At 62.3% G+C, this 23003-nt stretch carries 29 protein-coding genes; 18 read left to right on the forward strand and 11 right to left on the reverse strand.

From position 1 onward, the window contains the following. Positions 1-5: 5 nt before the first annotated feature. The 4 genes from ACFJIU_RS14475 to ACFJIU_RS14490 are packed head-to-tail and all read right to left on the reverse strand — an operon-like array spanning position 6 to position 3058. A complete protein-coding gene (locus ACFJIU_RS14475) occupies positions 6-344 on the reverse strand; it encodes an XdhC family protein (protein WP_379072595.1) in 339 nt (112 codons plus the stop codon). A gap of 21 nt (positions 345-365) precedes the next feature. Continuing rightward, positions 366-1595, reverse strand: coding sequence for a VWA domain-containing protein (locus ACFJIU_RS14480; RefSeq protein WP_379072597.1), 1230 nt, complete (start codon positions 1593-1595; stop codon positions 366-368). Between the two features lie 6 nt (positions 1596-1601). Beyond that, entirely contained in the window at positions 1602-2534 is a 933-nt protein-coding gene (locus ACFJIU_RS14485) for an AAA family ATPase (RefSeq protein WP_379072599.1), read from the reverse strand. A 23-nt stretch (positions 2535-2557) separates the two neighbouring features. Next, entirely contained in the window at positions 2558-3058 is a 501-nt protein-coding gene (locus ACFJIU_RS14490; RefSeq protein ID WP_379072601.1) for a flavin reductase, read from the reverse strand. A gap of 171 nt (positions 3059-3229) precedes the next feature. Between ACFJIU_RS14490 and ACFJIU_RS14495 the strand changes: the two genes are divergently transcribed. From ACFJIU_RS14495 to ACFJIU_RS14520, 6 genes are all read left to right on the forward strand, one after another. After that, complete coding sequence (locus ACFJIU_RS14495) at positions 3230-4303, forward strand: branched-chain amino acid ABC transporter substrate-binding protein (protein WP_379072603.1); 1074 nt, start codon at positions 3230-3232, stop codon at positions 4301-4303. Further along, positions 4303-5310: a P1 family peptidase gene (locus ACFJIU_RS14500; RefSeq protein ID WP_379072605.1), complete on the forward strand. Its 1008-nt coding sequence runs from the start codon at positions 4303-4305 to the stop codon at positions 5308-5310. Before ACFJIU_RS14495 ends, ACFJIU_RS14500 begins: the two co-directional genes overlap by 1 nt. Positions 5311-5380: 70 nt before the next feature. Beyond that, the gene (locus ACFJIU_RS14505) at positions 5381-6103 is read left to right on the forward strand and encodes a DUF2259 domain-containing protein (protein WP_379072607.1); all 723 of its coding nucleotides are present in this window, start codon (positions 5381-5383) and stop codon (positions 6101-6103) included. Positions 6104-6138: 35 nt separating this feature from the next. Further along, the gene (locus ACFJIU_RS14510) at positions 6139-6627 is read left to right on the forward strand and encodes a hypothetical protein (RefSeq protein WP_379072608.1); all 489 of its coding nucleotides are present in this window, start codon (positions 6139-6141) and stop codon (positions 6625-6627) included. Positions 6628-6688: 61 nt separating this feature from the next. After that, entirely contained in the window at positions 6689-7990 is a 1302-nt protein-coding gene (purB, locus tag ACFJIU_RS14515) for an adenylosuccinate lyase (RefSeq protein ID WP_379072610.1), read from the forward strand. Positions 7991-7996: 6 nt separating this feature from the next. Beyond that, a complete protein-coding gene (locus ACFJIU_RS14520; protein WP_379072612.1) occupies positions 7997-8731 on the forward strand; it encodes a metallophosphoesterase family protein in 735 nt (244 codons plus the stop codon). Positions 8732-8736: 5 nt separating this feature from the next. Here ACFJIU_RS14520 and ACFJIU_RS14525 read toward each other — a convergent pair whose 3' ends face one another. Continuing rightward, complete coding sequence (locus tag ACFJIU_RS14525; RefSeq protein ID WP_379072613.1) at positions 8737-9027, reverse strand: putative quinol monooxygenase; 291 nt, start codon at positions 9025-9027, stop codon at positions 8737-8739. A gap of 133 nt (positions 9028-9160) precedes the next feature. Further along, positions 9161-10063 (reverse strand): VOC family protein, encoded by a 903-nt coding sequence (locus ACFJIU_RS14530; RefSeq protein WP_379072615.1) that lies wholly within the window; start codon positions 10061-10063, stop codon positions 9161-9163. Between the two features lie 158 nt (positions 10064-10221). On the opposite strand from ACFJIU_RS14530, the gene ACFJIU_RS14535 reads away from it, so the two are divergent. Next, positions 10222-10770, forward strand: a complete 549-nt coding sequence (locus ACFJIU_RS14535; protein ID WP_379072617.1) for an RBBP9/YdeN family alpha/beta hydrolase — start codon at positions 10222-10224, stop codon at positions 10768-10770. Between the two features lie 41 nt (positions 10771-10811). On the opposite strand, the gene ACFJIU_RS14540 is transcribed toward ACFJIU_RS14535, so the two are convergent. Further along, positions 10812-11585 carry an HpcH/HpaI aldolase/citrate lyase family protein gene (locus ACFJIU_RS14540; protein ID WP_379072619.1) on the reverse strand — a complete coding sequence of 258 codons (774 nt, stop codon included), beginning with the start codon at positions 11583-11585 and terminating at the stop codon, positions 10812-10814. Positions 11586-11792: 207 nt separating this feature from the next. Then, on the reverse strand, positions 11793-12113 hold the full coding sequence (locus ACFJIU_RS14545; protein ID WP_054314038.1) for a DUF1476 domain-containing protein: 321 nt from the start codon (positions 12111-12113) through the stop codon (positions 11793-11795). A 283-nt stretch (positions 12114-12396) separates the two neighbouring features. On the opposite strand from ACFJIU_RS14545, the gene purC reads away from it, so the two are divergent. The 5 genes from purC (at position 12397) to ACFJIU_RS14570 (ending at position 15223) form a co-directional block, all read left to right on the forward strand. Continuing rightward, positions 12397-13188, forward strand: a complete 792-nt coding sequence (gene purC, locus ACFJIU_RS14550; RefSeq protein ID WP_379072621.1) for a phosphoribosylaminoimidazolesuccinocarboxamide synthase — start codon at positions 12397-12399, stop codon at positions 13186-13188. A gap of 99 nt (positions 13189-13287) precedes the next feature. Continuing rightward, on the forward strand, positions 13288-13530 hold the full coding sequence (purS, locus tag ACFJIU_RS14555) for a phosphoribosylformylglycinamidine synthase subunit PurS (RefSeq protein ID WP_379072623.1): 243 nt from the start codon (positions 13288-13290) through the stop codon (positions 13528-13530). A 33-nt stretch (positions 13531-13563) separates the two neighbouring features. Then, on the forward strand, positions 13564-14085 hold the full coding sequence (locus ACFJIU_RS14560) for an RNA 2'-phosphotransferase (protein ID WP_379073101.1): 522 nt from the start codon (positions 13564-13566) through the stop codon (positions 14083-14085). Then, positions 14082-14750 (forward strand): phosphoribosylformylglycinamidine synthase subunit PurQ, encoded by a 669-nt coding sequence (gene purQ, locus ACFJIU_RS14565; RefSeq protein ID WP_379072625.1) that lies wholly within the window; start codon positions 14082-14084, stop codon positions 14748-14750. Before ACFJIU_RS14560 ends, purQ begins: the two co-directional genes overlap by 4 nt. Positions 14751-14803: 53 nt before the next feature. Then, complete coding sequence (locus tag ACFJIU_RS14570; protein WP_379072627.1) at positions 14804-15223, forward strand: hypothetical protein; 420 nt, start codon at positions 14804-14806, stop codon at positions 15221-15223. Positions 15224-15514: 291 nt separating this feature from the next. Here ACFJIU_RS14570 and ACFJIU_RS14575 read toward each other — a convergent pair whose 3' ends face one another. Next, on the reverse strand, positions 15515-15769 hold the full coding sequence (locus ACFJIU_RS14575; RefSeq protein ID WP_379072629.1) for a DUF1127 domain-containing protein: 255 nt from the start codon (positions 15767-15769) through the stop codon (positions 15515-15517). Between the two features lie 90 nt (positions 15770-15859). Here ACFJIU_RS14575 and ACFJIU_RS14580 point away from each other — a divergent pair, with 90 nt between their 5' ends. Further along, positions 15860-17281 (forward strand): PLP-dependent aminotransferase family protein, encoded by a 1422-nt coding sequence (locus tag ACFJIU_RS14580; protein WP_379072631.1) that lies wholly within the window; start codon positions 15860-15862, stop codon positions 17279-17281. A gap of 3 nt (positions 17282-17284) precedes the next feature. Here the strand turns inward: ACFJIU_RS14580 and ACFJIU_RS14585 are convergent, their stop codons facing one another. After that, a complete protein-coding gene (locus ACFJIU_RS14585) occupies positions 17285-17740 on the reverse strand; it encodes a nuclear transport factor 2 family protein (RefSeq protein ID WP_379072632.1) in 456 nt (151 codons plus the stop codon). A 70-nt stretch (positions 17741-17810) separates the two neighbouring features. On the opposite strand from ACFJIU_RS14585, the gene ACFJIU_RS14590 reads away from it, so the two are divergent. From ACFJIU_RS14590 to ACFJIU_RS14605, 4 genes are all read left to right on the forward strand, one after another. After that, positions 17811-18317, forward strand: coding sequence for a winged helix-turn-helix transcriptional regulator (locus ACFJIU_RS14590; protein WP_379072634.1), 507 nt, complete (start codon positions 17811-17813; stop codon positions 18315-18317). A 113-nt stretch (positions 18318-18430) separates the two neighbouring features. Next, positions 18431-20656 (forward strand): phosphoribosylformylglycinamidine synthase subunit PurL, encoded by a 2226-nt coding sequence (gene purL, locus ACFJIU_RS14595; protein WP_379072635.1) that lies wholly within the window; start codon positions 18431-18433, stop codon positions 20654-20656. Between the two features lie 17 nt (positions 20657-20673). Further along, positions 20674-20907: a BolA/IbaG family iron-sulfur metabolism protein gene (locus tag ACFJIU_RS14600; RefSeq protein WP_054314029.1), complete on the forward strand. Its 234-nt coding sequence runs from the start codon at positions 20674-20676 to the stop codon at positions 20905-20907. Then, positions 20907-21530: an HAD-IA family hydrolase gene (locus ACFJIU_RS14605; protein ID WP_379072637.1), complete on the forward strand. Its 624-nt coding sequence runs from the start codon at positions 20907-20909 to the stop codon at positions 21528-21530. The genes ACFJIU_RS14600 and ACFJIU_RS14605 overlap by 1 nt, the downstream gene beginning before the upstream one ends. A gap of 24 nt (positions 21531-21554) precedes the next feature. On the opposite strand, the gene ACFJIU_RS14610 is transcribed toward ACFJIU_RS14605, so the two are convergent. Beyond that, complete coding sequence (locus tag ACFJIU_RS14610) at positions 21555-22178, reverse strand: phosphodiester glycosidase family protein (RefSeq protein WP_379073102.1); 624 nt, start codon at positions 22176-22178, stop codon at positions 21555-21557. Between the two features lie 412 nt (positions 22179-22590). On the opposite strand from ACFJIU_RS14610, the gene grxD reads away from it, so the two are divergent. Next, complete coding sequence (gene grxD, locus ACFJIU_RS14615) at positions 22591-22926, forward strand: Grx4 family monothiol glutaredoxin (RefSeq protein ID WP_129415847.1); 336 nt, start codon at positions 22591-22593, stop codon at positions 22924-22926. Positions 22927-23003 lie beyond the last annotated feature (77 nt).

The raw sequence follows: 23003 nt of genomic DNA on the forward strand, positions 1-23003 counted from the left end.
CGTTCCTATCCTAGCCGTTCGACATAGACCTTGATGCGGCCGCCGCAGGAAAGGCCAACCTGCCATGCCGTCTCATCCGCCACGCCGAATTCGAGCATCCTGGCCTTGCCGGAACTGATGACGTCCAGCGCCTCGGCCACCACGGCGCCCTCGACACAGCCTCCGGAAACCGAACCATGGAAACTGCCGTCCGCATCGATCACCAGTTGGCTGCCGGCCTGGCGCGGCGCCGAGCCCCAGGTTTCGACAACCGTGGCGATGGCGACATCCTTGCCGTTTTTCATCCAGTCTTCCGCGATGAGCAACGGATCGCGGGCCTCGTCGAGATAGGCGCTGTTCTGCATGGCCGTTCCTCCAGACATTGGCTAGGCCGCCCTTGCCGTGACAGCATCGAGCCAGCGGCGCGGATCATTCTCGCGCTTCGGACCACGCCCTAGCGACACGCAGAGATCGGCAAGCGCGTTCAGATTGTGTACGGGCCGGAATTCATCGACATGCGGCAGCATCGCCCGCACGCCGCGCGCGCGCGGCTCGAACCCGTCAAAGCGCAGCAACGGGTTCAGCCAGATCAGGCGCCGGCAGGATTTGTGCAGGCGCTCCATCTCGCTGGCGAGCCCGTCGACATGGTCGCGCTCCAGCCCGTCGGTGATCAGCAGCACAACCGCGCCCTGCCCCAGAACACGTCGCGACCACAGCCGATTGAATTCGGCAAGCGTCTCGCCAATGCGCGTGCCGCCCGACCAGTCCTTCACGACAGCAGAAGCATCGGCCAGGGCCTGGTCCGGATCGCGGTGCCGCATCTGGCGCGTCAGATTGGTGAGCCGCGTGCCGAACACGAAGGCATGCACGCGCCGGCGTTTCTCCGTCAGCACATGCAGGAAATGCAGGAAGATGCGCGTGTACTGGCTCATCGAGCCAGAAATATCGGCCAGCACCACCAGGGGCGGGTGGATCTCGCGCGGCGACCGGAATTTCGGCAGGATCAGCGCCCCGCCGGTGCGGGCCGATGCCCGCATCATGGAGCGCGGATCGATGCGTCGGCCGGACGCGTCGGCCTTGAAGCGCCGTGTCGTTACCATATCGAACGGCAAGCGCAGTTCCGAGATAGCCCGGCGGGCATCGGTCAGTTCCGCCGCGCTCATCTGGGCAAAATCCTTGCCGCGCAGCATTTCATTGCCGGAAACGGTGAAACGCGCGTCGATTTCGATATCCGGAATCTCGCGCGGCGGCGCCGCGTGCTGATGCCCTTCGAACATCGCATCGCTGACCCGGCTCTCGGCGGCGCGTGGCTTCTGCCGCTCGCGGTTCTCAAGCGCCACCGGCGAGAACATGGCAAGCAGTTTCTCGACAAGCTCGCGCGACTTCCAGAACAGGCGAAATGCCTCGTCGAAGGTGGCATGATCCTCGTGACGGGTGACAAGCACCGCATGCAGCGTCCAGTAGAAGTCGTCACGGCTGCCGATACCGGCCGTGAGCACCGCCTCGATCGCGTCCTTCACCGAGGCAGGCCCGACCCGCATGCCCGCCTTGCGCAGCGCGCGCGCGAAATAGACGATGTTGTCAGCGATCCGGCCTTCCGGTTGGCTGCCTGTCATCTCACCCTACTCCGCCGCCGAGGCAAGTTCCGCCTGGACTTCCTGGAGAATGCGCCGTCCTTCGCCCTGTTCGATGCGGGCAATGTCGTCCTGGTATTTCAAGAGGACACCGATCGTGTCCGAAACGGTTTCCGGGTCGAGCGCCACCTTGTCGAGCTCGGTCAACGCGCCAGCCCAATCTATGGTTTCCGCCACGCCAGGGGCCTTGAACAATTCGATCTGTCTCAGCTTCTGGATGAATGCGACGACCTCGGACGACAGGCGCCTGTTGGCACCCGGCACCTTGCGCCGGACAATCTCCAGCTCGCGTGCCGCATTCGGATAGTCGACCCAGTGATAAAGGCAGCGACGCTTCAGCGCGTCGTGGATTTCACGGGTGCGATTGGTGGTGATGATGACGATCGGAGGCTCTTCAGCCTTGATCGTTCCCAGTTCGGGCACCGTGACCTGGAAGTCGGACAGGATCTCGAGGAGGAAGGCTTCGAAAGCCTCGTCGGTACGGTCGAGTTCGTCGATCAGGAAGACAGGGGCGGCCCCTTCCTTGCCGGTCAGCGCATCGAGCACAGGGCGGCGGATCAGATATTTTTCCGAGAAGACATTGCGCTCCATGGTCGAGCGCTCGACCTTGCCCGCCGCCTCTTCCATGCGGATCTCGATCATCTGGGCGGCATAATTCCACTCATAGACCGCCGAGGAAACGTCGAGCCCCTCATAGCACTGAAGGCGGATCAGACGCCGGCCAAGCGCAGACGCCAGCACCTTGGCGATCTCGGTCTTGCCGACACCGGCTTCGCCTTCGAGGAACAGAGGCCGCTTCATGCGGAGCGACAGGAACAGCACCGTCGCCAGCGACCGGTCGGCCACATAGTCCGCGCCGGTCAGCAGATCGAGCGTCTCGTCGATCGTCGCCGGCACGGGGCACGGTTTCAGCTCGGTCATCCTGGCTCGTGAATGCCCGCGTCCTAGTCCTGCAGTATGCGGTAGCCGCGGTCGTGATAGATCAACGGCTTCAAATTATCGCCAATGCGCAGACCTGTCACCTTGCCAAAAAGCACACGGTGGGTGGCCAAGTCCTTGGTATCGAACAACTCACAGTCGAAAACAGCCAGCGCGTCGGACAGCGTCGGCGCGCCGGTCGACAACGTGTCCCATTGCCCGAGCGCGAAACGCTCATCGAGCGACAGGCCGGTGATGCCGGAAAAACCAACGGACAAGGGCTGATGGTGCGAAGACAACGTGTTCAGGGCAAAATTGCCGTTCTGGATAAACGCTTCGTTCTTGGGATTGACCCGATTGAGGCAGACCAGAACCATTGGCGGCGTGTCCGACACGGAACAGGCCGCAATGACGGTAGCACCACGTCTCCCCGCGACACCGTCAGTGGTGATCACGTGGACATGGCCGGCAAAATGGCTCATCGCGTCGCGATAGGCCTGCGGCTCGACATTATTCTTCATCAGCACGGGCGATTTTCCAGACACCAAACCCCTAGCGCTATATATGACCGCAACCTGCGCACGACAAGCGAAGTGGTTGATGCAGCCGCCGAAATTGCCTTGTTGCACCGAAAGCTGCCAGCCTTTAGGTCTGGACCGGCACCGGTTCGAAAACCGATGGGGGAGCAGTTTATCGGAATGCGACTGCCGAACGCACTCATAGGCCTGCTTGGCGGGCTGCTGCTGACCGGTGCCGCCGCCGCGGCGCCGCTCAACATCGGTGTCGCGGCGCCACTGTCGGGTCCGTCCGCGATCCTCGGCAGGCAGATCGAGTATGGCGCGCGGCTGGGCGCTGGATCCCGTGGCGCTGAGACCACCCTTGTCGATGACAAATGCAGCGCGGACGGAGGTGCTGCTGCTGCTGCCCAACTCGTATCGTCCAAGGTTGACGTTGTCGTCGGCTTCCTTTGCACCGACGCGATCGAGGCCGCGATGCCGATCCTGAAACAGGCCGGCATCCCGGTGATAACGCTCGGCGTGCGCAGTGAAGGCCTCACGGACAGGCGTGCCAGGACGGGCTGGCCGGTGTTCCGATTGGGTCCGCGCGGCGATGCCGAACGGGACGCCGCGGGCACGATCCTGTCGAAGCTGTGGCGCGATGTTTCGTTTGCCATCGTCGACGACGGCACCATTTACGGGCGCGAACTGGCGGAGGCGGTGCGGGTCGCGACCCAGCAGGCAGCGCTGAAACCGGTGTTCACCGACACATTCCGTCCCGAACTCGACAATCAGGTCGGCCTTGTCGGGCGGCTGCGCAAAGCCGGTGCAGACGCCGTCTTTGTCGGCGGCGACGGCCGCGATGTCGCCATCATGGCGCGCGACGCGGCCAAACAGGGCTCCGTAATGGCGTTTGCCGGCGGCGAGTCGTTGCGCGCGGCAGCAAGCGATGTGCCTTACGCGACAGGCACCTTGATGATCGCGATGCCGGAATGGGCGGATGTCGCGGACAAGAAGACGCTCGACCTGTTTTCTGCCGGCAAGGTCTTGCCCGAGGGCTACGCGCTGCCGGCCTTTGCCGCGGTCGAGATCGCCGATGCGGCCAGGAAAGCGTCCGAGGCAGACGGGAAGCCATTGGCAACCGTGCTGTCGGGCCGGACTTTCACGACTTCGATTGGCCCGATAACCTTCGACGCGAAAGGCGACCTGACCCGGAACCCCTATCGCGGCTTCCGCTTCGACGGCACGCGTTTCACGCCACTTGAGGAGCAGTGATGTTCCGTACCGGCCAACACAACCTGATCACCGATGTTGCCGGCCTGCGTGTCGGCAACGCCGGCGACGCGCGGCTGAAGTCGGGAACCACTGTTCTCGTTTGTGACGAGCCCGCGGTGGCTGGCGTGCAGGTACTGGGCGGTGCCCCTGGTACACGCGAGACCGACCTGCTCGAGCCGCACAATTCGGTCGAAACCATCAATGCACTGGTGCTTTCAGGCGGTTCCGCCTTTGGCCTCGACGCTGCCTCCGGCGTGCAGGCGGCACTGCGCGAACTGGGCGTCGGCTTCGAGGTCGCGGGCTTTCGCGTGCCGATCGTGCCGGCAGCCATCCTGTTCGACCTTCCCAACAATGGCGACAAGAACTGGGGCCGGTATCCGCCGTATCGTGAGTTCGGATACGAGGCGACACTTGCCGCTTCGACGGATTTCGAGATCGGCACCGCCGGTGCAGGCACCGGCGCCCTGTCTTCCGGCCTGAAGGGCGGCCTCGGCTCCGCTTCGACCGTATTGGACAACGGCATCACCATTGGCGCCCTCGTCGCCGCCAATCCAACCGGCTCGGTGACGGTCGGCCGCAGCCGCCATTTCTGGGCGGCCCCCTTCGAGATCGGTGCTGAATTCGGCGGCCTGGGCTATCCTTCCCCTCTCCCAGCCGACAGCCGGCAGGTCCGGTTGAAATTCCGCGACAATCCGGTCGGCGCCAACACCACCATCGCAATCATCGCCACCGACGCGGTGCTGACCAAGGCCGCCGCCAAACGGCTGGCGATCGCGGCGCATGACGGCTTCACGCGCGCCATCTGGCCGACCCATACCCCGGTGGACGGAGATCTCGTCTTCGGCCTCTCGACAGGCAGGACTGGTATCGTGCCCTCGCCGGTCGAAGCCATCGACCTTTATGCCGCGGCCGGCGCCACCATGGCGCGGGCGATCGCACGCGCGGTATTCAGCGCGACACCATCGGAAAGCGATCTTTTCCCAACGTGGTCTTCGCTGAAAGGCTGAGTGTACAGCGAGCACCTGCGGCGGGCATATTAGGCATACTAGAGAGAGTTCGAGAGGGCGAATGATGCAAATGCGGTTGGCAAAATTCGTATGCCTGGCAGGCGCGTTATGGCTGACGGCAAGCACTGCATGGGCCGGCGACGTTGCACAGCTGCAGGTCCTCGGCTTCAGCAAGGGCGGCGGTGTCTTCGCTTTCGAAGAATATGGCGTGCAGGATGGCTCCGGCTTTCCCTACGCCAATCGCTACTACATCGATACGGCGACGGACACATTCGTCAAAGGTACACCGGTGCGGGTACGGATCGATGATGAGAGCGCCACCCTGCAGGCAGCCCGCAACAAGGCGCGCGAACAGGGCGAGGCTATCGTCAAGCAGGCCGAACTCGACGCCAACCAAGGGTTTACGGCCGGCAGCAATCCTGTGACCGAACTTTCCGCCGACCCGCAGCGCATGGTCGTCAATCCGCGCCCCGTCTTTCCGGCCATCGACGAGCCGCTGGAGTTCAGGCTGAATGAGTTCGTGGCGAGCGGCGATGATGTCTGCGCCAGCCAGGGCGAGACAAAAGGGTTTCGCCTCCTGCGCATCGAGGCAACGCCCAATGGTGCGACGAAACTGCTGCATGAGGACAAATCCATCCCGAAGAGCCGTGGCTGCCCGGCCGGTTACGGGATCGGCGCAGTGCAGACTTATGGCGGCGACAGCCTGTCTGCATTTGCCGTTCTGATCTGGACACGCGGCTACGGCTTTGAAGGTCCGGATTACCGCTGGATCGCAGTGACCGGGCGGCTGTGATCGCGTCTGCCTCGCCAGCTCCGGTAAGTGGCGCGATGGCGACCCGGCTGCATCAGGCTTTGCCTGCGCTGCATACGACAATCGCCGGCACCCTCATCTGGGCCCTTTCGATGGGTGCCAGCGCCTACGTCAGACTGTTCCTGGCCGGCTGGCAGACGCCGGGAAGCATCGTGACGGTGGTAGTGGTGTTTGCCGCCGGAGGGGCTCTCGCCTTTCCGCTTGGTCTCTACGCGGCGCGGCTCGTTTCGCTTGGCCGGTCCGGCGAAGTGGCTTTCGCCGCCTTTCTAGCCTGTCTGATCGCCATGACGATCGCGGTCACCGGTGGACTCTACGCACTGCAGTACCGTAGCTACTATGCCGAGTGGCACGGTACACCGTTCAGCCTGCGCTGGTTCTTCCAGTTCGCCTTCACCAGTGCGGGCGCACTCTATCAGTTCGCGATGCTCGGCATTCGCTTCTATTTCCCGCTTGGATTCGTCGCGCTGCTTGCCGCTGCGCTGTGGTTTGTCCGCCAGCCGCGTTGAGCATTTTCTCGCGCTCTGTTAGGACGCGGCGTAAGTTTTCCCGAGACATCAGGACGGACCGATGATCCCACGCTACTCCCGGCCGGAAATGGTCGCCATCTGGTCACCGGAAACACGCTTCCGCATCTGGTTCGAAATCGAGGCGTATGCCTGCGACGCATTGGCCGAGCTGGGCGTCATTCCGAAAGAAGCGGCGAGGACCATCTGGGAAAAAGGCGGCGCCGCCAAGTTCGATGTCGACAAGATCGATGAGATCGAACGCGTCACCAAGCATGACGTCATCGCTTTCCTGACGCATCTTGCCGAATTCGTCGGTCCGGATTCGCGCTTCATCCACCAGGGTATGACCTCCTCCGACGTGCTCGACACCTGCCTCGCTGTGCAGCTCACCCGGGCCAGCGACATTCTGCTCGCCGACATCGACGCCTTGCTGGCGGCGCTGAAGCGACGCGCCTTCGAACACAAGGACACCGTCACCATCGGCCGCAGCCATGGCATCCATGCCGAGCCGACCACATTCGGCGTCAAGCTGGCGCAAGCCTATGCTGAATTCAGCCGTTGCCGCGAACGCCTCGTCCATGCGCGCGAAGATATCGCCACCTGTGCGATTTCCGGCGCTGTCGGCACTTTCGCCAACATCGAGCCTTATGTCGAAGAACATGTCGCCAAGAAGCTTGGCCTGAAGCCGGAGCCGGTGTCGACGCAGGTTATTCCGCGCGACCGTCATGCCATGTTCTTCGCGACGCTCGGTGTCATCGCCTCGTCGGTGGAACGGCTCGCGACCGAGATCCGCCACCTGCAGCGCACCGAAGTGCTGGAAGCGGAGGAGTACTTCTCGCCCGGCCAGAAGGGTTCGTCGGCGATGCCGCACAAGCGTAATCCCGTGCTGACCGAGAACCTCACCGGTCTCGCCCGGCTGGTGCGCGGCATGGCGCTGCCGGCGATGGAAAATGTGGCACTCTGGCACGAGCGCGACATCTCGCACTCTTCGGTCGAGCGCATGATCGGGCCGGATGCGACCATTACGCTCGACTTTGCCCTGGCGCGCCTTACCGGCGTTATCGACAAGCTGCTTGTCTATCCCGAAAACATGGACAGGAACCTCAACAAGTTCCGCGGCCTGGTCCACTCGCAGCGCGTGCTGCTGGCCCTGACGCAGGCCGGCGTTTCCCGCGAGGATGCCTACAGGCTCGTTCAGCGCAACGCCATGAAGGTCTGGGAACAGGGCGCTGATTTCCTTGAGGAACTGCTTGGCGACAAGGAAGTGACCGCAGCGCTCTCGGAAGCCGAGATCCGCGAGAAGTTCGATCTCGGCTACCATACCAAGCATGTCGACACGATCTTCAAGCGGGTGTTCGGATAAGCTCTCATGCGGCTGGCGGTCATTTCCGACATCCATGGCAATCTGCGCGCACTGGAGACGGTGCATCGCGAGATCAAGGCGGCAGCACCCGACCTGATCGTCAATCTGGGCGACTGCCTGTCGGGCCCGCTCTGGCCGGAAGAAACCGCGCAGTATCTTGCCGCGCACGGCTGGCCGACCGTGCGTGGCAATCATGATCGGGAGCTTGCCGAGACGCCGATCGCCGAGCTCGGCGAGTCCGACGCCTTCTCCCACCGGCATCTTTCCAGGGCCTCGAAGGAATGGATCGCGGCGTTGCCCGCCACGATGAGCCTGGAGCCGGAGATCTTCCTTTGCCACGGCAGCCCGTCGAGCGACGAGATCTTCCTGCTGGAGGAAGACGGCGGCAACCACTTCTTCCCGTCAACCGAGGGCGCGGTTCGGCGCAAGCTCGGCAACGTCACCGCGGGGCTCGTGCTGTGCGGCCACTCGCATACGCCCCGCGTCGTCCAGGTCTCCGAACGCCAGATCGTTCTCAATCCAGGCAGCGTTGGGGTGCAGGCGTTTCCTGGTCTTACCGTGACGGGCAGCCCGCACGCACGCTATGCGATCGCCACGCGCCAGGACGGCAGATGGTCGTTCGACCTGCGCGCCATAGGCTATGACTGGGCAGAGGCCGCCCACCGCGCGGAAGCCAGCGGTTTTGCTAATTGGGTGCACGGACTCTCGACAGGCTTTGCCGCCGACGCCATCGGCACCTGACGCGTTCAGGCAGCGAACGGGTCCATCAGGACGACCGTTCCATCCTTCGCCTTGTGCGCATTGATCAGCGGCACCAGCCGGCGGAAATGTTCGGTCCGGCAATGGGTGTCCAGCGCGGCGCGATCCGGCCATTTCTCGACGAAGACGAAATGCCCTGGATCCTTCTGGTCGACAAAAAGCTCATAGGAGATGCAAAGCGGCTCCTGCCGCGTCTTCTCGACAAGTTCAGCGTAGAGCGGTCTCACCGTGTCGATGGCTTCTGGCCTTATGAAGTCCTCGGCGATGACTTTGAGCATGAGCGTGCCTTCTTGCGAAATGCCAACAGCCGAGCCCGCTCGACGCGGACTCGGCTGCAGATATCTAGCATCGCTGAGAGCTCGACGGTGTCAGGATTGCTTCTGGATCACCAGATGGCTCGGCCAACGCCACTCAGCCGGGCTGTCCAGGCACCGCACGGATTTCGGTCCCCCAAGGATCGATATAGGTTGACGATGCCGAAGCCTGCGACGAGCGCATCTCGACCCATGACAGACCCGAACGGCCAGCGTCGCGCTTGCCAGCGCCCGCGCTCTGCCAGGTGTTGGCGCCGATATGGTGGTGATAGCCGCCAGACGACAGGAACACTGCCTGCGTACCGTATTTGGTGACCGTGTCGAAGCCGAATTCGGTATTCCACCAGGCCTCGGCCTGGTTTGGGTCGCCGACCCGCAGATGAACGTGGCCGACCACCGTGTTTTCCGGGGCGCCTTTCCAGCCGGCGTCACCGGCGGGCACGGAACCGATCACACCGGGGATATCCATGCGGACCGTCGCCATTTCGACGGTCGGGCCATTCCACTTCCAGGTGTCGCGCGGACGATCGGCGTAGATCTCGATGCCATTGCCTTCGGGATCGGTGAGATAAGCGGCTTCGGAGACCAGATGATCCGAAGCGCCCTCGACCGCGATCTTGTTTTCGATGGCGTGGTTGATCCAGCGACCGAGATCGGCACGGCTGGGCAGAAGAAAAGCCGTGTGGAACAGACCGGCGCTGCGCGGATCATCCGGCTTGGCAGCAGTGTCACGCTCCAGCACGAGAAGCGGGCGATTGGCCGCGCCGAGCGTAATCGTCTCGCCATCGCGGGCAAGTTCCTGCAGACCGACGACCGCGCCATAATACGCGGCAAGCTTGTCGGCGTCGCGAGCTTTCAAACCGACACGAGCAACGCTGACCGGTGTGGTGGCGGCAAAGGGTAAAGTGCTCATCCTGGTCTCCGAGCGGGTCGCACCCGTCATGGCTCCGAGAGCCAACGCACCGGTTGCACCCATCATTGTACGTCGCGTCAGTCGCAAAGTCCTATCTCCGAAGGCACGCGGCGGTGATTGTGTCACCCAGCAAATGGAAGATTTCCATCGTTCACACAAGACAGCAAAAATCGAACACGTCGTTCACATGACGACGACGATGCCACACCATTGCGCCCGGCGACGGCGCTCGCTACATCGGGGCCATGAAAGTCAAGGACGCCGACATCCTCATCGTACCCGGCTACACCAATTCGGGGCCTGACCACTGGCAGAGCCGCTGGGAGGCAAAACTGTCGACAGCACGCCGCGTCGAACAAGCCGAATGGTCAAAGCCCGTGCGCGAAGATTGGACGGCACGCGTCGCCGAAGCCGTCAACGAAGCGACCAAGCCGGTCGTGCTCGTCGCACATTCGCTCGGCGTGCCCACCGCCATCCAGGCACTGCCGCTGTGCAAGAAGCCGATTGTCGGCGGATTTTTCGTGGCGCCGCCGGATGTGGCCAATCCGAAGATCAAGCCGAAACACCTGATGACCTTCGGCCCCTACCCTCGCGACCCGCTGCCGTTCCCCTCGATGGTAGTTGCCAGCCGCAACGACCCGTTCTGTGATTTCGAAATCGCAGAAGACCTCGCCAATGCATGGGGCTCGCTGTTCATCGACGCCGGTGAAACCGGCCATCTCAATTCAGAATCCGGCCACGGGCCATGGCCGGAGGGTTCGATGACCTTCGCCCATTTCCTGTCACGATTGTAGTAAGCAGCGAGTAGCGAGTGGTGGTTTTGTCCACTCACCACTCACTGTCCAATCGACGCTTTCACGCTTGCCAGCAGCGTCTTGGCGCCCAGGCCGATCAATGCCTGTTCGGAGCCCATGGCAAGAAGCCTGTAGCCCATCTTGACCAGACGGCCGCCGAGGCTGGCATCCAGGACATAGATCGCCGCATGCTTGCCCGCCTTGCGGCTGCGCTCGGCGATCAGGGCGATCGTCTCCATCATGTCCTCGAGAGTCGAGTCCACGACAGCGCCATTGCTCCAGGCAATCGAGAAATCCGACGGTCCGACAAAAATACCGTCGATACCGGGCGTTTCGAGAATGCCGTCCAGTGCCGCGAGCGCCGCGCGTGTCTCGACCATGGCGAAAGCCAGGGTGCGCTGGTTGCTCTCTTTCAGCCAGTCGGCCTGTGTGCCTTTGCCGTAGCGCGGCAAGGCATAGGTCGGGCCCCAGGAGCGCTCGCCAAGCGGCGGATACTTCATGGCCGCGGCAAAAGCCCTGGCGTCGGCCACCGAATTGACCATCGGCGCGATAACCGCCTCGGCGCCGAAATCCAGCGCGCGGCTGGCCATGTCGAAACGGCCGACCGGAATGCGCACGAGCGCGGGCTTGCCGACAGACTGTATCGGCGCGATCGAGCGCAGGACACTGTCCTCATTGTGCCCGCCATGCTGCATGTCGAGCGTTACCGCGTCGAAGCCCTGCCTGGCGACGATCTCGACGGTCAACGCATCCGGCACGCCCGACCAGGCGGTGCACAGCGTTTCATCGGCTTCCAGACGAGCTTTCAGGGACATCGGCTACTTCCTCTCAAGATCCATTCCAGCAAAAGTGCGCAGCGGTTTGCATCCGGAATTGCTTAACACATAAAGCAGGAGCGTTTCCGCGAAAACGGAAACGCTCGAGTTGAATCCAGTTTCAGCCGGAAACGACGGAAAAGGCAAAGAAAAACCGCCCGGCGAAACCGGGCGGTCCATTGGTCCAGCCTTGCCGGCACTGGACGATCAGGTGTTCTTGATCTGCTCAATGGCCTGAGCCATGAGCTCGTCCATGGTGCGACGGATCTGATGATCCGACTGGTCGATATTGGCGGCATCGAAATCCTTGCGGATCTTGCGGAAGACATCATGGTCACCCGCTTCCTCGATGTCTGAAACCACGACTTCCTTGGCATAGGCGTCCGCGTCGGCGCCGGTCTTGCCCAGTTTCTCGGCCGCCCACAGGCCCAGCGCCTTGTTGCGACGCGCGTTCGCCTTGAAGCGCAGTTCCTCGTCAAAGACGAACTTGCGCTCGAAGCCCTCTTCGCGGTCCTTCATGCTGCTCATCGCAAATCCTCCGGTGGAACCGATTCGGTTGGTGGTCGATAGATGCCTGTCTGGTTTTCTCAAACCAAATGGCTGGCGCGCGGTCAATATGCGATCTTGTCTGGCGCCCGCTTGTTGCGTTGCGGCATTTCGGCCCGGAAACCGGTGATTCAACCGATTTGCCGATTGAGCGACGTCCACGATTGCGGTAGAGACCGCGATTGAGACCATAGACGCGCCAATGTGCCGCGAAAGAAAGGGACCGGTCGTTGTCACCTGCCCTTCCAACCAGAGAAAAAATCCGATGAAGTCACGCCGCCGCATTTATGAAGGCAAGGCCAAGATCCTTTATGAAGGACCGGAGCCCGGAACACTGATCCAGTTCTTCAAGGATGACGCAACCGCGTTCAACAAGAAGAAGCATGAAGTGGTCGACGGCAAGGGCGTGCTCAACAACCGCATTTCCGAGCACATCTTCAACCATCTGAACCGCATGGGTATCCCGACCCACTTCATCCGCCGGCTCAACATGCGCGAGCAGTTGATCAAGGAAGTCGAAATCATTCCGCTGGAAGTGGTGGTGCGCAACGTTGCCGCCGGCTCGCTGTCCAAGCGGCTCGGCATCGAGGAAGGCACCGTGCTGCCGCGCTCGATCATCGAGTTCTACTACAAGGCCGACGCGCTGGACGATCCGATGGTGTCGGAAGAACATATCACGGCCTTTGGCTGGGCAAGCCCGCAGGAAATCGACGACATCATGGCACTTGCCATCCGCGTCAACGACTTCCTCTCTGGCCTTTTCCTCGGCGTCGGCATCCAGCTTGTCGATTTCAAGATCGAATGCGGCCGCCTGTTCGAGGGCGACATGATGCGCATCGTCGTGGCCGACGAGATTTCGCCCGACTCCTGCCGCCTGTGGGATGTCGCCACCCAGGACAAGCTCGACAAGGACCGCTTCCGTCGCGACATGGGCGGGCTGGTTGAGGCCTACCAGGAAGTGGCGCGCCGCCTCGGCATCATGAACGAGAACGAGCCGCAGCGTCCGACCGGACCAGTCCTGGTCGCGTCGACCGGTCCAAAGGACACCAAGCACTGAGACGATTGCCGCGCCAACTTCCTTCAGAAGTCGGCGCATCTGGTTCCCGGAGGCAGCTTTCGCGGAGCCGATCAACGACCACAACGAGGATTGCATAGCGTGATTAAGGCCCGTGTCACCGTAACCCTGAAGAATGGCGTGCTAGACCCGCAGGGCAAGGCGATCGAACATGCGCTGGGCGGCCTCGGCTTCGACGGCGTTGGCCAGGTGCGCCAGGGCAAGGTGTTCGACATCGAACTCGATGGCACCGACAAGGCCAAGGCAGAGACCGCGCTCAAGGCGATGTGCGACAAGCTGCTGGCGAATACGGTGATCGAGAACTACGCGGTGGAGATCGCCTGAAGGGTGTCCAAGGACGTCCAGATATCGAAATTCATGAGCCTCGTTCTTCGGCATGCGCCCGAAGAGGCAGGCTTGACGCTGGACGCGAACGGCTGGACGGACTTCGATCGGCTCTGCGAGGTCCTTGAGGCGCGTTTCCACGCGCAGAAGCCGGATGTGGAACGGATCGTCGCAGAAAATCCGAAAAAACGGTTCGTGCTCGAGGGCAACCTCATCCGAGCCGCCCAGGGACATAGTGTCGAGATCGATCTTGGTCTTTCGCCTTCCACGCCGCCTGATACGCTTTATCACGGTACGAAAGCGGACTTTATGGGTTCGATCTCCGAACAAGGCTTGAAGAGCCAGTCGCGCCAGCATGTCCACCTGTCAAAGGACATCGCCACGGCAAAGGTGGTTGCTGCGCGCCGCAAGGGTCAGGATGCGATCCTGGCCGTTGATAGCGGCACAATGGCGAAAGATGGAATCTTGTTCTTTCTTTCCGAAAATGGTGTGTGGCTGACCAACCATGTTCCATCTCGATACCTCAAACAGCTGACCGAGCAGGAAGTGTCATGAAAACCGCCGTCGTCCTCCTCCCCGGCCTCAATCGCGACCGCGACATGATCGCGGCGCTGACCAAGATTTCGGGCACCGCGCCGGCTACCGTCTGGCAGACCGACACGGAAATCCCCGATGTCGACCTGATCGCCATTCCGGGCGGCTTCTCGTTCGGCGACTATCTGCGTTGCGGCGCGATCGCGGCACGCTCGCCGGTGATGCGGGCGGTGGCGGAGAAGGCTGCAAAAGGCGTGATGGTGGTGGGCGTCTGCAACGGCTTCCAGATCCTTGTCGAAGCCGGTCTTCTGCCGGGCGCGCTGATGCGCAATGCCTCGCTGAAATTCGTCTGCCGCGAAGTGAAGCTGCAGGTGACCAACGCCAATACGGCGTTTACCCGCGGCTACCAGCCGAACCAGATCATCCGTTGCCCGGTCGCGCATCATGACGGCAACTATTTCGCCGAAGCCGAGACGCTGGCCCGCATCGAGGGCGAAGGCCGCGTCGTGTTCCGTTATGCCGAAGGCACCAACCCGAACGGCTCGATCAATGACATCGCCGGCGTCATCAATGACAAGGGCAATGTGCTGGGCCTGATGCCGCATCCCGAAAACCTGATCGAGGCGGCACATGGCGGCGTTGATGGCCGCGCGCTTTTCGAAGGCGCGCTTGGCATCGCAGCCTGAACCATCTCTTCTTCCGACACCGACCAGATCTCATCTCGACTTGGGGCGAAACGATGAATGCAGCAAAGATGGCCGTCCGTTTCGGTTTCGTCGCCCTGGCGGGCCTCGCGCTGGTCGCCTGCCAGTCGAAATCCTACAATTCCGCGCCAAGCGGCGGCGGCAAGAGCGCATCGCTGCGCGCCATGGAGCAGGTGGCGATCGCCGCGCACAAATGCTGGATCGCGTCCAAGGATCCGGCTTTCAAATCCTACCAGATGGCCAATGAACTCAACAATTTCGGCGGAACGCCGCGCTTCCTGCTTGTGCCGGCCAAGCACTACGGCGGCAAGCCGCTTCTGGTGGTGCAGGCGCAGGGTGCCTCCAGCCGCGTCGAAGTGTTCGGCCCGCTGATGAGCGAGCCGCTCTCCGGTCGCATCGGCTCCGACATTGCTCGCTGGCAGACCGGCAACAGTGACTGCGGCGCCAAGGCTTAATCACCAGAGCGCACCACTCTTCCGGGTTCGACCGCCCCCAGGTTCCCGGCCGATCAGGACGACTTCATTTTCGCTCGCGTGCGTCTCGGCATGCCGAGTTCGGCAAGCTTTTCATCGTCGAGTTCCATCAGCCCCCGGCGGGTAAGCTGATGTTGCGGCAGCGCGCTCCAGCAACGTGTCAGCCTTTCGAACAACCTTGCAAGAGGCGACCGCGCCGGTTCGGTGGAGTGTATCGGCGCGGGATATCTCTTCTTCCGTTGCATCGAAATGCCCTTCAAGCGGACCGCATGCTCAATCGAAGAACGAGCGCATACCTTCGCGATAGGCGTCGGAGCGGGAAACCCCGATGTCCTTCAGCTGTTCGTCGGTCATTTCCAGCAGCGCCAGGCGGCTGCGGCGGCGCTCGAGCGCCCTGCCCAGCCAGGTTGGCGACGAAGTCATCATCATCGTCACACGGCGGCAAAATCCCGAGAAGCCAGACGGCTGCTCGATCTGGATGACCGAAGACGATTGTCTCCGATAAATTGTCTCTATTGCACTTGCCATAACAGCACCATTGTCACAATTACCGCGACAATCGCGGTGCAATGCATATGTATTGACTCTCAGATTGATACAATATACTAAATTGTCACCATGACAAATTGGCTCCCCGACCTGTCCTCCGGCACTGGCCCGCTCTATCAGCGCCTTGCCGATCGCATAGAAGCCGATATCGACCGTGGCGTGCTCGGTGCCGGCACCAAATTGCCTCCTCAGCGCGACCTCGCCTACGACATCGGCGCCACAGTCGGCACGATCGGTCGTGCCTATCAGTTGCTGCGCGAGCGCGGTCTTGTCAGCGGTGAGGTCGGTCGCGGCACCTATGTGCTCAAGCGACACTCCGACAACATGCAGCAAGGCGATGCAAATCCCCTGCCCGCGCATCCGGAAGGAATGCGCCTGACCGTGGCGCCGGCTGGCAAGCTGCGCCTCGACAGTACGGCAGCCCCCGACACCGGCCAGGGTGGTGCCATCACTGATCTCCTGGCGCAGATTACACGCGACCACGCCTATGAGATCGCCAGCTACACGCGTGATTTCCCACAGCGCTGGATGGATGCCGGCAGCCTGTGGCTTGCCCGCAACGGCTTTCGCCCTGCCCCTGACAGCATCGTGCCGACACTCGGCACGCATGCGGCGGTGATGGCCGCTATCGCTGCGCTGACCGCGCCTGGCGACTATATCGCTTTCGAGCATCTCACCTATTCACAAGTGTCGCGCAGCGCAGGACTTGTCGGGCGACGCATCGCGCTGGTCGGCTCCGACGCCGAGGGCATCGATCCCGAGGATTTCGAGCGCGTCTGCGCACAAAAGCATCCCAGGATGATGTTCCTGATGCCGACCGTGCAGAACCCCACGCTGGCAACGATCGACGTCGGCCGCCGCCGCGACATCGCGCTGATCGCACGCGAATACAATGTGCTGCTGGTCGAAGACGATCTCTATGGCGGCCTTACCGACGACAAGACACCGCTGCTTGCCGAATTCGCTCCCGAACGCACGATCGTCGCCAGCGGCCTGTCCAAATCCGTGTCGGCGGGGGTTCGTGGCGGTTGGCTGTCCTGCCCGCCTGCCTACCGGCACCGCATCCAGGTGGCACACAAGATGCTGACCGGCGGCATGCCCTTCCTGCTCGCCGAAGTCGGCTCGAGGCTGGTGCTTTCCGGCAAGGCGCATGAAATTCGCCGCAACAGCATTGCCGAAATCAATGCCCGCATCGCCATCGTGCGCGAAAAACTGGCTGGCTTCACTTTCCAGGCTCGCGACAATGTCCCCTTCGTCTGGCTGACTCTGCCCGACCCCTGGCTTTCCGGCACGTTCAAGAAGGCATCGTTCGAGAACGGCGTGCTGCTCGACGACGAGGACGAGTTCAAGGCCGGCCGATCGGAACAGGTCTTCCATGCCGTGCGGTTTGGCATCTCGGCGCCAGGACCGCGCGCCGATGTCGCGCGCGGCGTCGAGATCATCCGCCGGCTGCTTGAAGAAGGCCGCGCCGGTTACGATTCCTTCGGTTGAACTTCAATCCGTGATCGGTGCCGCATGTGCTTCTGCATTGCCGGCGGCTGCCAAGCGATCCAGCGTTGCAACCAGCCCCGCCGTATCAGGGCAGATATGCAACGACGTCATCCTGCCCCATGCCAGATGCACGGCGTGTATGCCGCGATTGCAGGTGCGCACGCCATCCGTGCCGCTGTTGGTTTCCAGCCAGGTGACTATGGCCAGTGTATTCCATGGCGGCCCGCTGACGGCGATCCGATCCAGCTCGAAATGCAGGTCCGGCAGCAACCTATAAAGGCGCTCATACCATTCCTTCGTCTTCGGCAAAGACGTGCGCACACCGGAAAGCGCGTGGCCGTCGCCGAGGAAACGATGCTCGAAACGCGCTGCGAAGCCTGCAAGAACAGGAGCGGCGTCACCCTTGCTCACACTGTCGAACAGGGAGCGGATTCTTGCGCGGACAATTGCATGGTACATGCCACTCTCCAAGTTCAATGATTGAACCTACCGGCTTGAGTTCAATCACGCAACCCACTAGCCTGGACAGATGAAGAAGGTAAGCTTTGGCGAAATGCGCTGTTCCCTGGCGCGATCCCTGGAGATCATCGGCGACTGGTGGTCGCCTCTCATCATCCGCGATGTCTATCTCGGCCTCGTGCGCTTTGACGACATCGCACTCAATCTCGGCATCTCGCGCAACCTGCTGACGCTGCGACTCCGGCATCTTGTCGAGGGCGGCGTGCTGAAACGCACGGCCTACCAGAAACGGCCTGTCCGTTTCGACTACCAACTCACCGAAGCCGGAGAAGAACTGGTTCCCGTCATCCTTGCCCTGACGGCCTGGGGTGATCGCTGGGCGCAACCACGGGAAGGGCAGCCGATCCGATTCCTGCACAAGGCCTGTGGCTGCACACTCATCCCGAAAATCGCCTGTTCTGCATGCGGTGAAGACGTGACGGCAGCTGATGTGAGCGCCGTGCCTGGCCCCGGCGGTGCCGCCCTGCACGGCACGATGGTGCTGGCAAAACGCCTCGCACAGGCAGCCAGGGCCTGATCACTGGCAAACTGCCTGTGGCATGCGGCCATTTTTCTGAAATCGGCAGTGTCGCAGCGCCGCCCGTTCGGCTATAGGGGCCGCAACACGCTCTCGGAGTTGCCCGCTGTACCATGACCATCTCCAACACCGTGAAGATCACGCCGGAACTGATTGCCTCTCACGGGCTGAAGCCTGACGAATACCAGCGCATCCTCGAACTGGTCGGGCGCGAACCGACCTTTACCGAGCTCGGTATCTTCTCGGCGATGTGGAACGAGCACTGCTCGTACAAATCCTCCAAGAAATGGCTGCGCACCTTGCCGACGAAGGGCCCTCGGGTCATTCAGGGCCCCGGCGAAAATGCCGGCGTGGTCGATATCGGCGACGGCGATGTCGTGGTCTTCAAGATGGAGAGCCACAACCACCCCTCCTTCATCGAGCCCTATCAGGGCGCGGCCACCGGTGTCGGCGGCATCCTGCGCGACGTCTTCACCATGGGTGCGCGGCCCGTCGCGGCGATGAATGCGCTGCGCTTCGGCGCGCCGGACCACCCCAAGACCCGTCACCTGGTGGCAGGCGTGGTCGCCGGTGTCGGCGGCTACGGCAATTCCTTCGGCGTACCGACTGTTGGCGGCGAGGTGAATTTCGACGCCCGCTACAACGGCAACATCCTGGTCAACGCGTTCGCTGCCGGCCTCGCCAAGGCCGACGGCATCTTCCTGTCGCAAGCCAAGGGCGTCGGCCTGCCGGTGGTCTATCTCGGCGCCAAGACCGGTCGTGACGGCGTCGGCGGCGCCACCATGGCTTCGGCCGAATTCGACGACAAGATCGATGAGAAGCGCCCGACCGTGCAGGTCGGCGATCCGTTCACCGAGAAGTGCCTGCTGGAAGCCTGCCTGGAGTTGATGGCATCCGGCGCTGTCATCGCCATCCAGGATATGGGTGCCGCCGGCCTCACCTGCTCGGCCGTAGAGATGGGAGCCAAGGGTGACCTCGGCATCGAACTCGAACTCGACAAGGTGCCAGTGCGCGAAGAGCGCATGAGCGCCTACGAAATGATGCTCTCCGAAAGCCAGGAGCGCATGCTGATGGTGCTGCGCCCCGAAAAAGAAGAGGAAGCCGAAGCGATCTTCCGCAAATGGGGTCTTGATTTCGCCATCGTCGGCAAGACCACCGACGACCTGCGCTTCCGCGTCCTGCACCAGGGCGAGGAAGTCGCCAACCTGCCGATCAAGGAACTGGGTGACCAGGCGCCGGAATATGACCGGCCCTGGGTTGAGCCGGCAAAGCGCGCACCGCTGGCGGCCAACGACATCCCGCAGGCAGATGTTGCCGACGCATTGTTGAAGATGCTCGGCGGCCCTGACCTCTCCTCTCGCCGCTGGGTGTGGGAGCAGTATGATACGCTGATCCAGGGCAATTCGCTGCAGATCCCGGGCGGTGATGCCGGCGTCGTGCGCGTCGACGGCCATGCCACCAAGGCACTCGCCTTCTCCTCCGATGTGACCCCGCGCTACTGCGAGGCCGATCCGTATGAGGGCGGCAAGCAGGCGGTGGCCGAATGCTGGCGCAACCTGACTGCGACCGGCTCCTTGCCGCTCGCTGCGACCGACAACCTCAATTTCGGCAATCCGGAGCGCCCCGAGATCATGGGGCAGTTCGCCAAGGCCGTCACCGGCATTGGCGATGCCTGCCGCGCGCTCGACTTCCCGATCGTGTCGGGCAATGTCTCGCTCTACAACGAAACCAACGGGCAAGGCATCCTGCCGACACCGACCATCGGCGGCGTCGGCCTGATCGATGACTGGTCGAAGATGGCCAAGGTCGGCTTCGCCGGCGAAGGCGAAGTCATCCTGCTCATCGGCGGCCCGGCCGGCTGGGGCAGCCATCTTGCCCAGTCGATCTACATGCGTGACATCCACAACCGCAGCGACGGCCCGCCGCCGCCGGTCGACCTCGCCCATGAGAAGAAGGTCGGCGATTTCGTGCGCAAGCTGATCCGCGCCGGCGCGGCAACCGCCGTGCATGACCTGTCGGATGGCGGCCTTGCCGTGGCGCTTGCCGAAATGGCGATGGCATCCGGCATCGGCGCGACGGTGCCCGGCCTGAGCGACGCCAACCCGATCCCCGTCTTCTTCGGCGAAGACCAGGGTCGCTATCTTGTCACGGTGAAATTCGCCGGCCAGTCGGAAGAGTTGCAGGCGCTGTGGAACGAGGCCAAGGCACTCGGCATCTTCGCGCCATGGATCGGCAACACCGGCGGCAGCGAATTGAAACTGGGCTCCGCGCGCGCCATATCAATCAAGGACTTGAAAGCGGCGCACGAATCCTGGTTTCCTCGCTTCATGGGGAACTGAAGAAGAAGGAACGTCCCATGGCTATGGACTCCCGCGACATCGAACGGCTGATCAAGGAAGGCATTCCGGACGCCAAGGTGACGATCCGCGATCTGGCAGGCGACGGCGATCATTACGCTGCCGAAGTCGTGGCCGAGAGCTTCCGCGGCAAGAACCGCGTGCAGCAGCACCAGATGGTCTACGACGCTCTGAAAGGCAACATGGGCGGCGTGCTGCATGCCCTTGCCCTGCAGACCAGCGTACCGGAGTGATGCGGGCCGTCTTCTTCGACGTTGACGGCGTTCTGATCCACAGCCTTTTCCACCCTGACCCGACGCGTCGCCGACGCTGGGATCAGCATCTCCTGGAGGATCTGGGAGTAGACAGGGAGGATATCGCCCCTCTCTTCGGACCGGAATTCAACGACGTGATCGAGGGCCGGGTCTCGCTCGTCAACAAGCTTGACGTGTTCCTGCCGACGATCGGCTTTCGCGGTTCCTCGCTCGATTTCCTGACCTATTGGCTGACACGCGACGTCAGCCTGAACCTGCCGCTCCTCGATCTCATCAAGAAGCTGCGCCGTTCCGGCGACACACGTCTGTTCGTCGCCACCAACCAGGAACACATCCGCGCCTTCCACCTGTGGAACGACGTCGGGCTGCGGCATTATTTCGACGAGATGTTCTACGCCGCACGCTTCGGCGTCGGCAAGAACAGCGACCGCTTCTATGAAAACGTCGAGCAGTTGATCGGACAGCAAGCCCAGCCCCCGCTTTTCTTCGACGATTCCGCCAAGGTTGTCGCGGCCGCGCAGCAGCATGGTTGGGAGGCTGTCCTCTATCACGATCTCGAGGATTTCACGTGTCATCCGTGGATCGCAGCACGGCTCAGCTGAACAAGCTGCCGGCAAGAGTGTGAACTACCGCGTCGTCACCGCCAGAATCGGTCCGGCGGGAAACGAGCCACCGACAACCGCGTCGGTTCCGCTGGAGAGCGTCGAGACCGCGCCGTCAAAAAACAGCGCATTGCGGCAGCCCAGCGCATCGCGAAACAACTTGGCGAAACCGCCAAGGCTGACTTCGCCGCGCGAGATCGCCAGCACCACCGTATCGGGATCGCGAACGCCGACACCGTTGCGGATGTAGCGCGACGTGCCATTCGGTTCGAAGCGTGGGTGCACGGCTCCGTCGATCACCAGCATCGGACCGGATTGCGTGGCATAGGTCACCGCAGGTCCGGCAGCCGCGAAGGCGCCGGTTTCCAGGACACCTGCCTTGCCATCGGTACCGATGTAGAAAACCCCGTTCGGCTTGAGAAAGAAATTGCCCTCCGCGTCTTCGCGGTTGAGCGGTGCTTCTTCGTGGGCATTCTCGACGAACAGGCCGACCGGCGACAGGTCCTTGTGGTACATGCCGGCATTCATGGCGAGCAACACCGGTGAACCGGCAGTGCGCATGGCTTCGGTGAATTTCGCTACGGAACCGTACGGTTTGGCTGCCGCATCCTGCCTGTGAAGCGATACCGCGTATCGGCGCAAGTCCACCTCGCACACGACATAAGCGACCGTTTCGAACGTGAAGTCACGGCAAGGTTCCGGCAACGCGCTCCCTGCCGGCAATTGTGCAGGCTGCGGCACCGGCGATGGAGGTTGCGGCGGCATCGGAGCTGATGGCGGGGGCGCCGATGTCGTGGACTGTTGAGGCCCAGCCTGTTGCGATCGCACGGCAAGCCATGTCACCAGACAGGCTCCAGCAAGCAACAGAACCAGCAAAACCAGCCACGTCCGGCGGGTCATCGGCGACCTGAAACTGCGTTCTGCTTGGCACAGCAACCGACTGTTGCTTGCGCCATTTCAGCATGGTGATCGGCAAACATCTTGTTTCAGCTCGCTGTCGGGGTTATCTCATGATGATGTTACAGGCCCGACTCCCGCGGGCGCAGAAGGATTTTGGCCCATGAGCGGAATCAACGACTACATCGACAGCGAAGTGAAGAGCAACGACGTCGTCCTGTTCATGAAGGGCACGCCGGGCTTCCCGCAGTGCGGCTTCTCGGGTCAGGTCGTGCAGATCCTCGACTATATCGGCGTGGACTACAAGGGCGTCAACGTATTGACTTCCAACGATCTTCGCCAGGGCATCAAGGATTATTCCAACTGGCCGACCATCCCGCAGCTTTATGTGAAGGGTGAGTTCGTGGGCGGTTGCGACATCATCCGCGAGATGTTCCAGGCCGGTGAATTGCAGGCCTTCCTCGACGAGAAGGGTATCAAGGTCAAAGGCGCCGCCTGACCTGATCCTTGCCAGGCAGCCCCCTGCCCGGCTGAACTAAAATCGTCCGTTTCAGGACATAAGGCCGATGCGCCCCG

Origin of the sequence: Mesorhizobium sp. UC74_2, from assembly GCF_042701485.1 — a bacterium.
Lineage (GTDB): Bacteria > Pseudomonadota > Alphaproteobacteria > Rhizobiales > Rhizobiaceae > Mesorhizobium.

What these genes read in the sequence shown, in the direction of transcription:
- ACFJIU_RS14475 (WP_379072595.1), bottom strand. Translation starts at nt 344, where the DNA reads ATGCAGAACAGCGCCTATCTCGACGAGGCCCGCGATCCGTTGCTCATC.
- ACFJIU_RS14480 (WP_379072597.1), bottom strand. Translation starts at nt 1,595, where the DNA reads ATGACAGGCAGCCAACCGGAAGGCCGGATCGCTGACAACATCGTCTAT.
- ACFJIU_RS14485 (WP_379072599.1), bottom strand. Translation starts at nt 2,534, where the DNA reads ATGACCGAGCTGAAACCGTGCCCCGTGCCGGCGACGATCGACGAGACG.
- ACFJIU_RS14495 (WP_379072603.1), top strand. Translation starts at nt 3,230, where the DNA reads ATGCGACTGCCGAACGCACTCATAGGCCTGCTTGGCGGGCTGCTGCTG.
- ACFJIU_RS14500 (WP_379072605.1), top strand. Translation starts at nt 4,303, where the DNA reads ATGTTCCGTACCGGCCAACACAACCTGATCACCGATGTTGCCGGCCTG.
- ACFJIU_RS14505 (WP_379072607.1), top strand. Translation starts at nt 5,381, where the DNA reads ATGCGGTTGGCAAAATTCGTATGCCTGGCAGGCGCGTTATGGCTGACG.
- ACFJIU_RS14510 (WP_379072608.1), top strand. Translation starts at nt 6,139, where the DNA reads ATGGCGACCCGGCTGCATCAGGCTTTGCCTGCGCTGCATACGACAATC.
- purB (WP_379072610.1), top strand. Translation starts at nt 6,689, where the DNA reads ATGATCCCACGCTACTCCCGGCCGGAAATGGTCGCCATCTGGTCACCG.
- ACFJIU_RS14520 (WP_379072612.1), top strand. Translation starts at nt 7,997, where the DNA reads ATGCGGCTGGCGGTCATTTCCGACATCCATGGCAATCTGCGCGCACTG.
- ACFJIU_RS14525 (WP_379072613.1), bottom strand. Translation starts at nt 9,027, where the DNA reads ATGCTCAAAGTCATCGCCGAGGACTTCATAAGGCCAGAAGCCATCGAC.
- ACFJIU_RS14535 (WP_379072617.1), top strand. Translation starts at nt 10,222, where the DNA reads ATGAAAGTCAAGGACGCCGACATCCTCATCGTACCCGGCTACACCAAT.
- ACFJIU_RS14540 (WP_379072619.1), bottom strand. Translation starts at nt 11,585, where the DNA reads ATGTCCCTGAAAGCTCGTCTGGAAGCCGATGAAACGCTGTGCACCGCC.
- ACFJIU_RS14545 (WP_054314038.1), bottom strand. Translation starts at nt 12,113, where the DNA reads ATGAGCAGCATGAAGGACCGCGAAGAGGGCTTCGAGCGCAAGTTCGTC.
- purC (WP_379072621.1), top strand. Translation starts at nt 12,397, where the DNA reads ATGAAGTCACGCCGCCGCATTTATGAAGGCAAGGCCAAGATCCTTTAT.
- ACFJIU_RS14560 (WP_379073101.1), top strand. Translation starts at nt 13,564, where the DNA reads ATGAGCCTCGTTCTTCGGCATGCGCCCGAAGAGGCAGGCTTGACGCTG.
- purQ (WP_379072625.1), top strand. Translation starts at nt 14,082, where the DNA reads ATGAAAACCGCCGTCGTCCTCCTCCCCGGCCTCAATCGCGACCGCGAC.
- ACFJIU_RS14570 (WP_379072627.1), top strand. Translation starts at nt 14,804, where the DNA reads ATGAATGCAGCAAAGATGGCCGTCCGTTTCGGTTTCGTCGCCCTGGCG.
- ACFJIU_RS14575 (WP_379072629.1), bottom strand. Translation starts at nt 15,769, where the DNA reads ATGGCAAGTGCAATAGAGACAATTTATCGGAGACAATCGTCTTCGGTC.
- ACFJIU_RS14580 (WP_379072631.1), top strand. Translation starts at nt 15,860, where the DNA reads ATGACAAATTGGCTCCCCGACCTGTCCTCCGGCACTGGCCCGCTCTAT.
- ACFJIU_RS14585 (WP_379072632.1), bottom strand. Translation starts at nt 17,740, where the DNA reads ATGTACCATGCAATTGTCCGCGCAAGAATCCGCTCCCTGTTCGACAGT.
- ACFJIU_RS14590 (WP_379072634.1), top strand. Translation starts at nt 17,811, where the DNA reads ATGAAGAAGGTAAGCTTTGGCGAAATGCGCTGTTCCCTGGCGCGATCC.
- purL (WP_379072635.1), top strand. Translation starts at nt 18,431, where the DNA reads ATGACCATCTCCAACACCGTGAAGATCACGCCGGAACTGATTGCCTCT.
- ACFJIU_RS14600 (WP_054314029.1), top strand. Translation starts at nt 20,674, where the DNA reads ATGGCTATGGACTCCCGCGACATCGAACGGCTGATCAAGGAAGGCATT.
- ACFJIU_RS14605 (WP_379072637.1), top strand. Translation starts at nt 20,907, where the DNA reads ATGCGGGCCGTCTTCTTCGACGTTGACGGCGTTCTGATCCACAGCCTT.
- grxD (WP_129415847.1), top strand. Translation starts at nt 22,591, where the DNA reads ATGAGCGGAATCAACGACTACATCGACAGCGAAGTGAAGAGCAACGAC.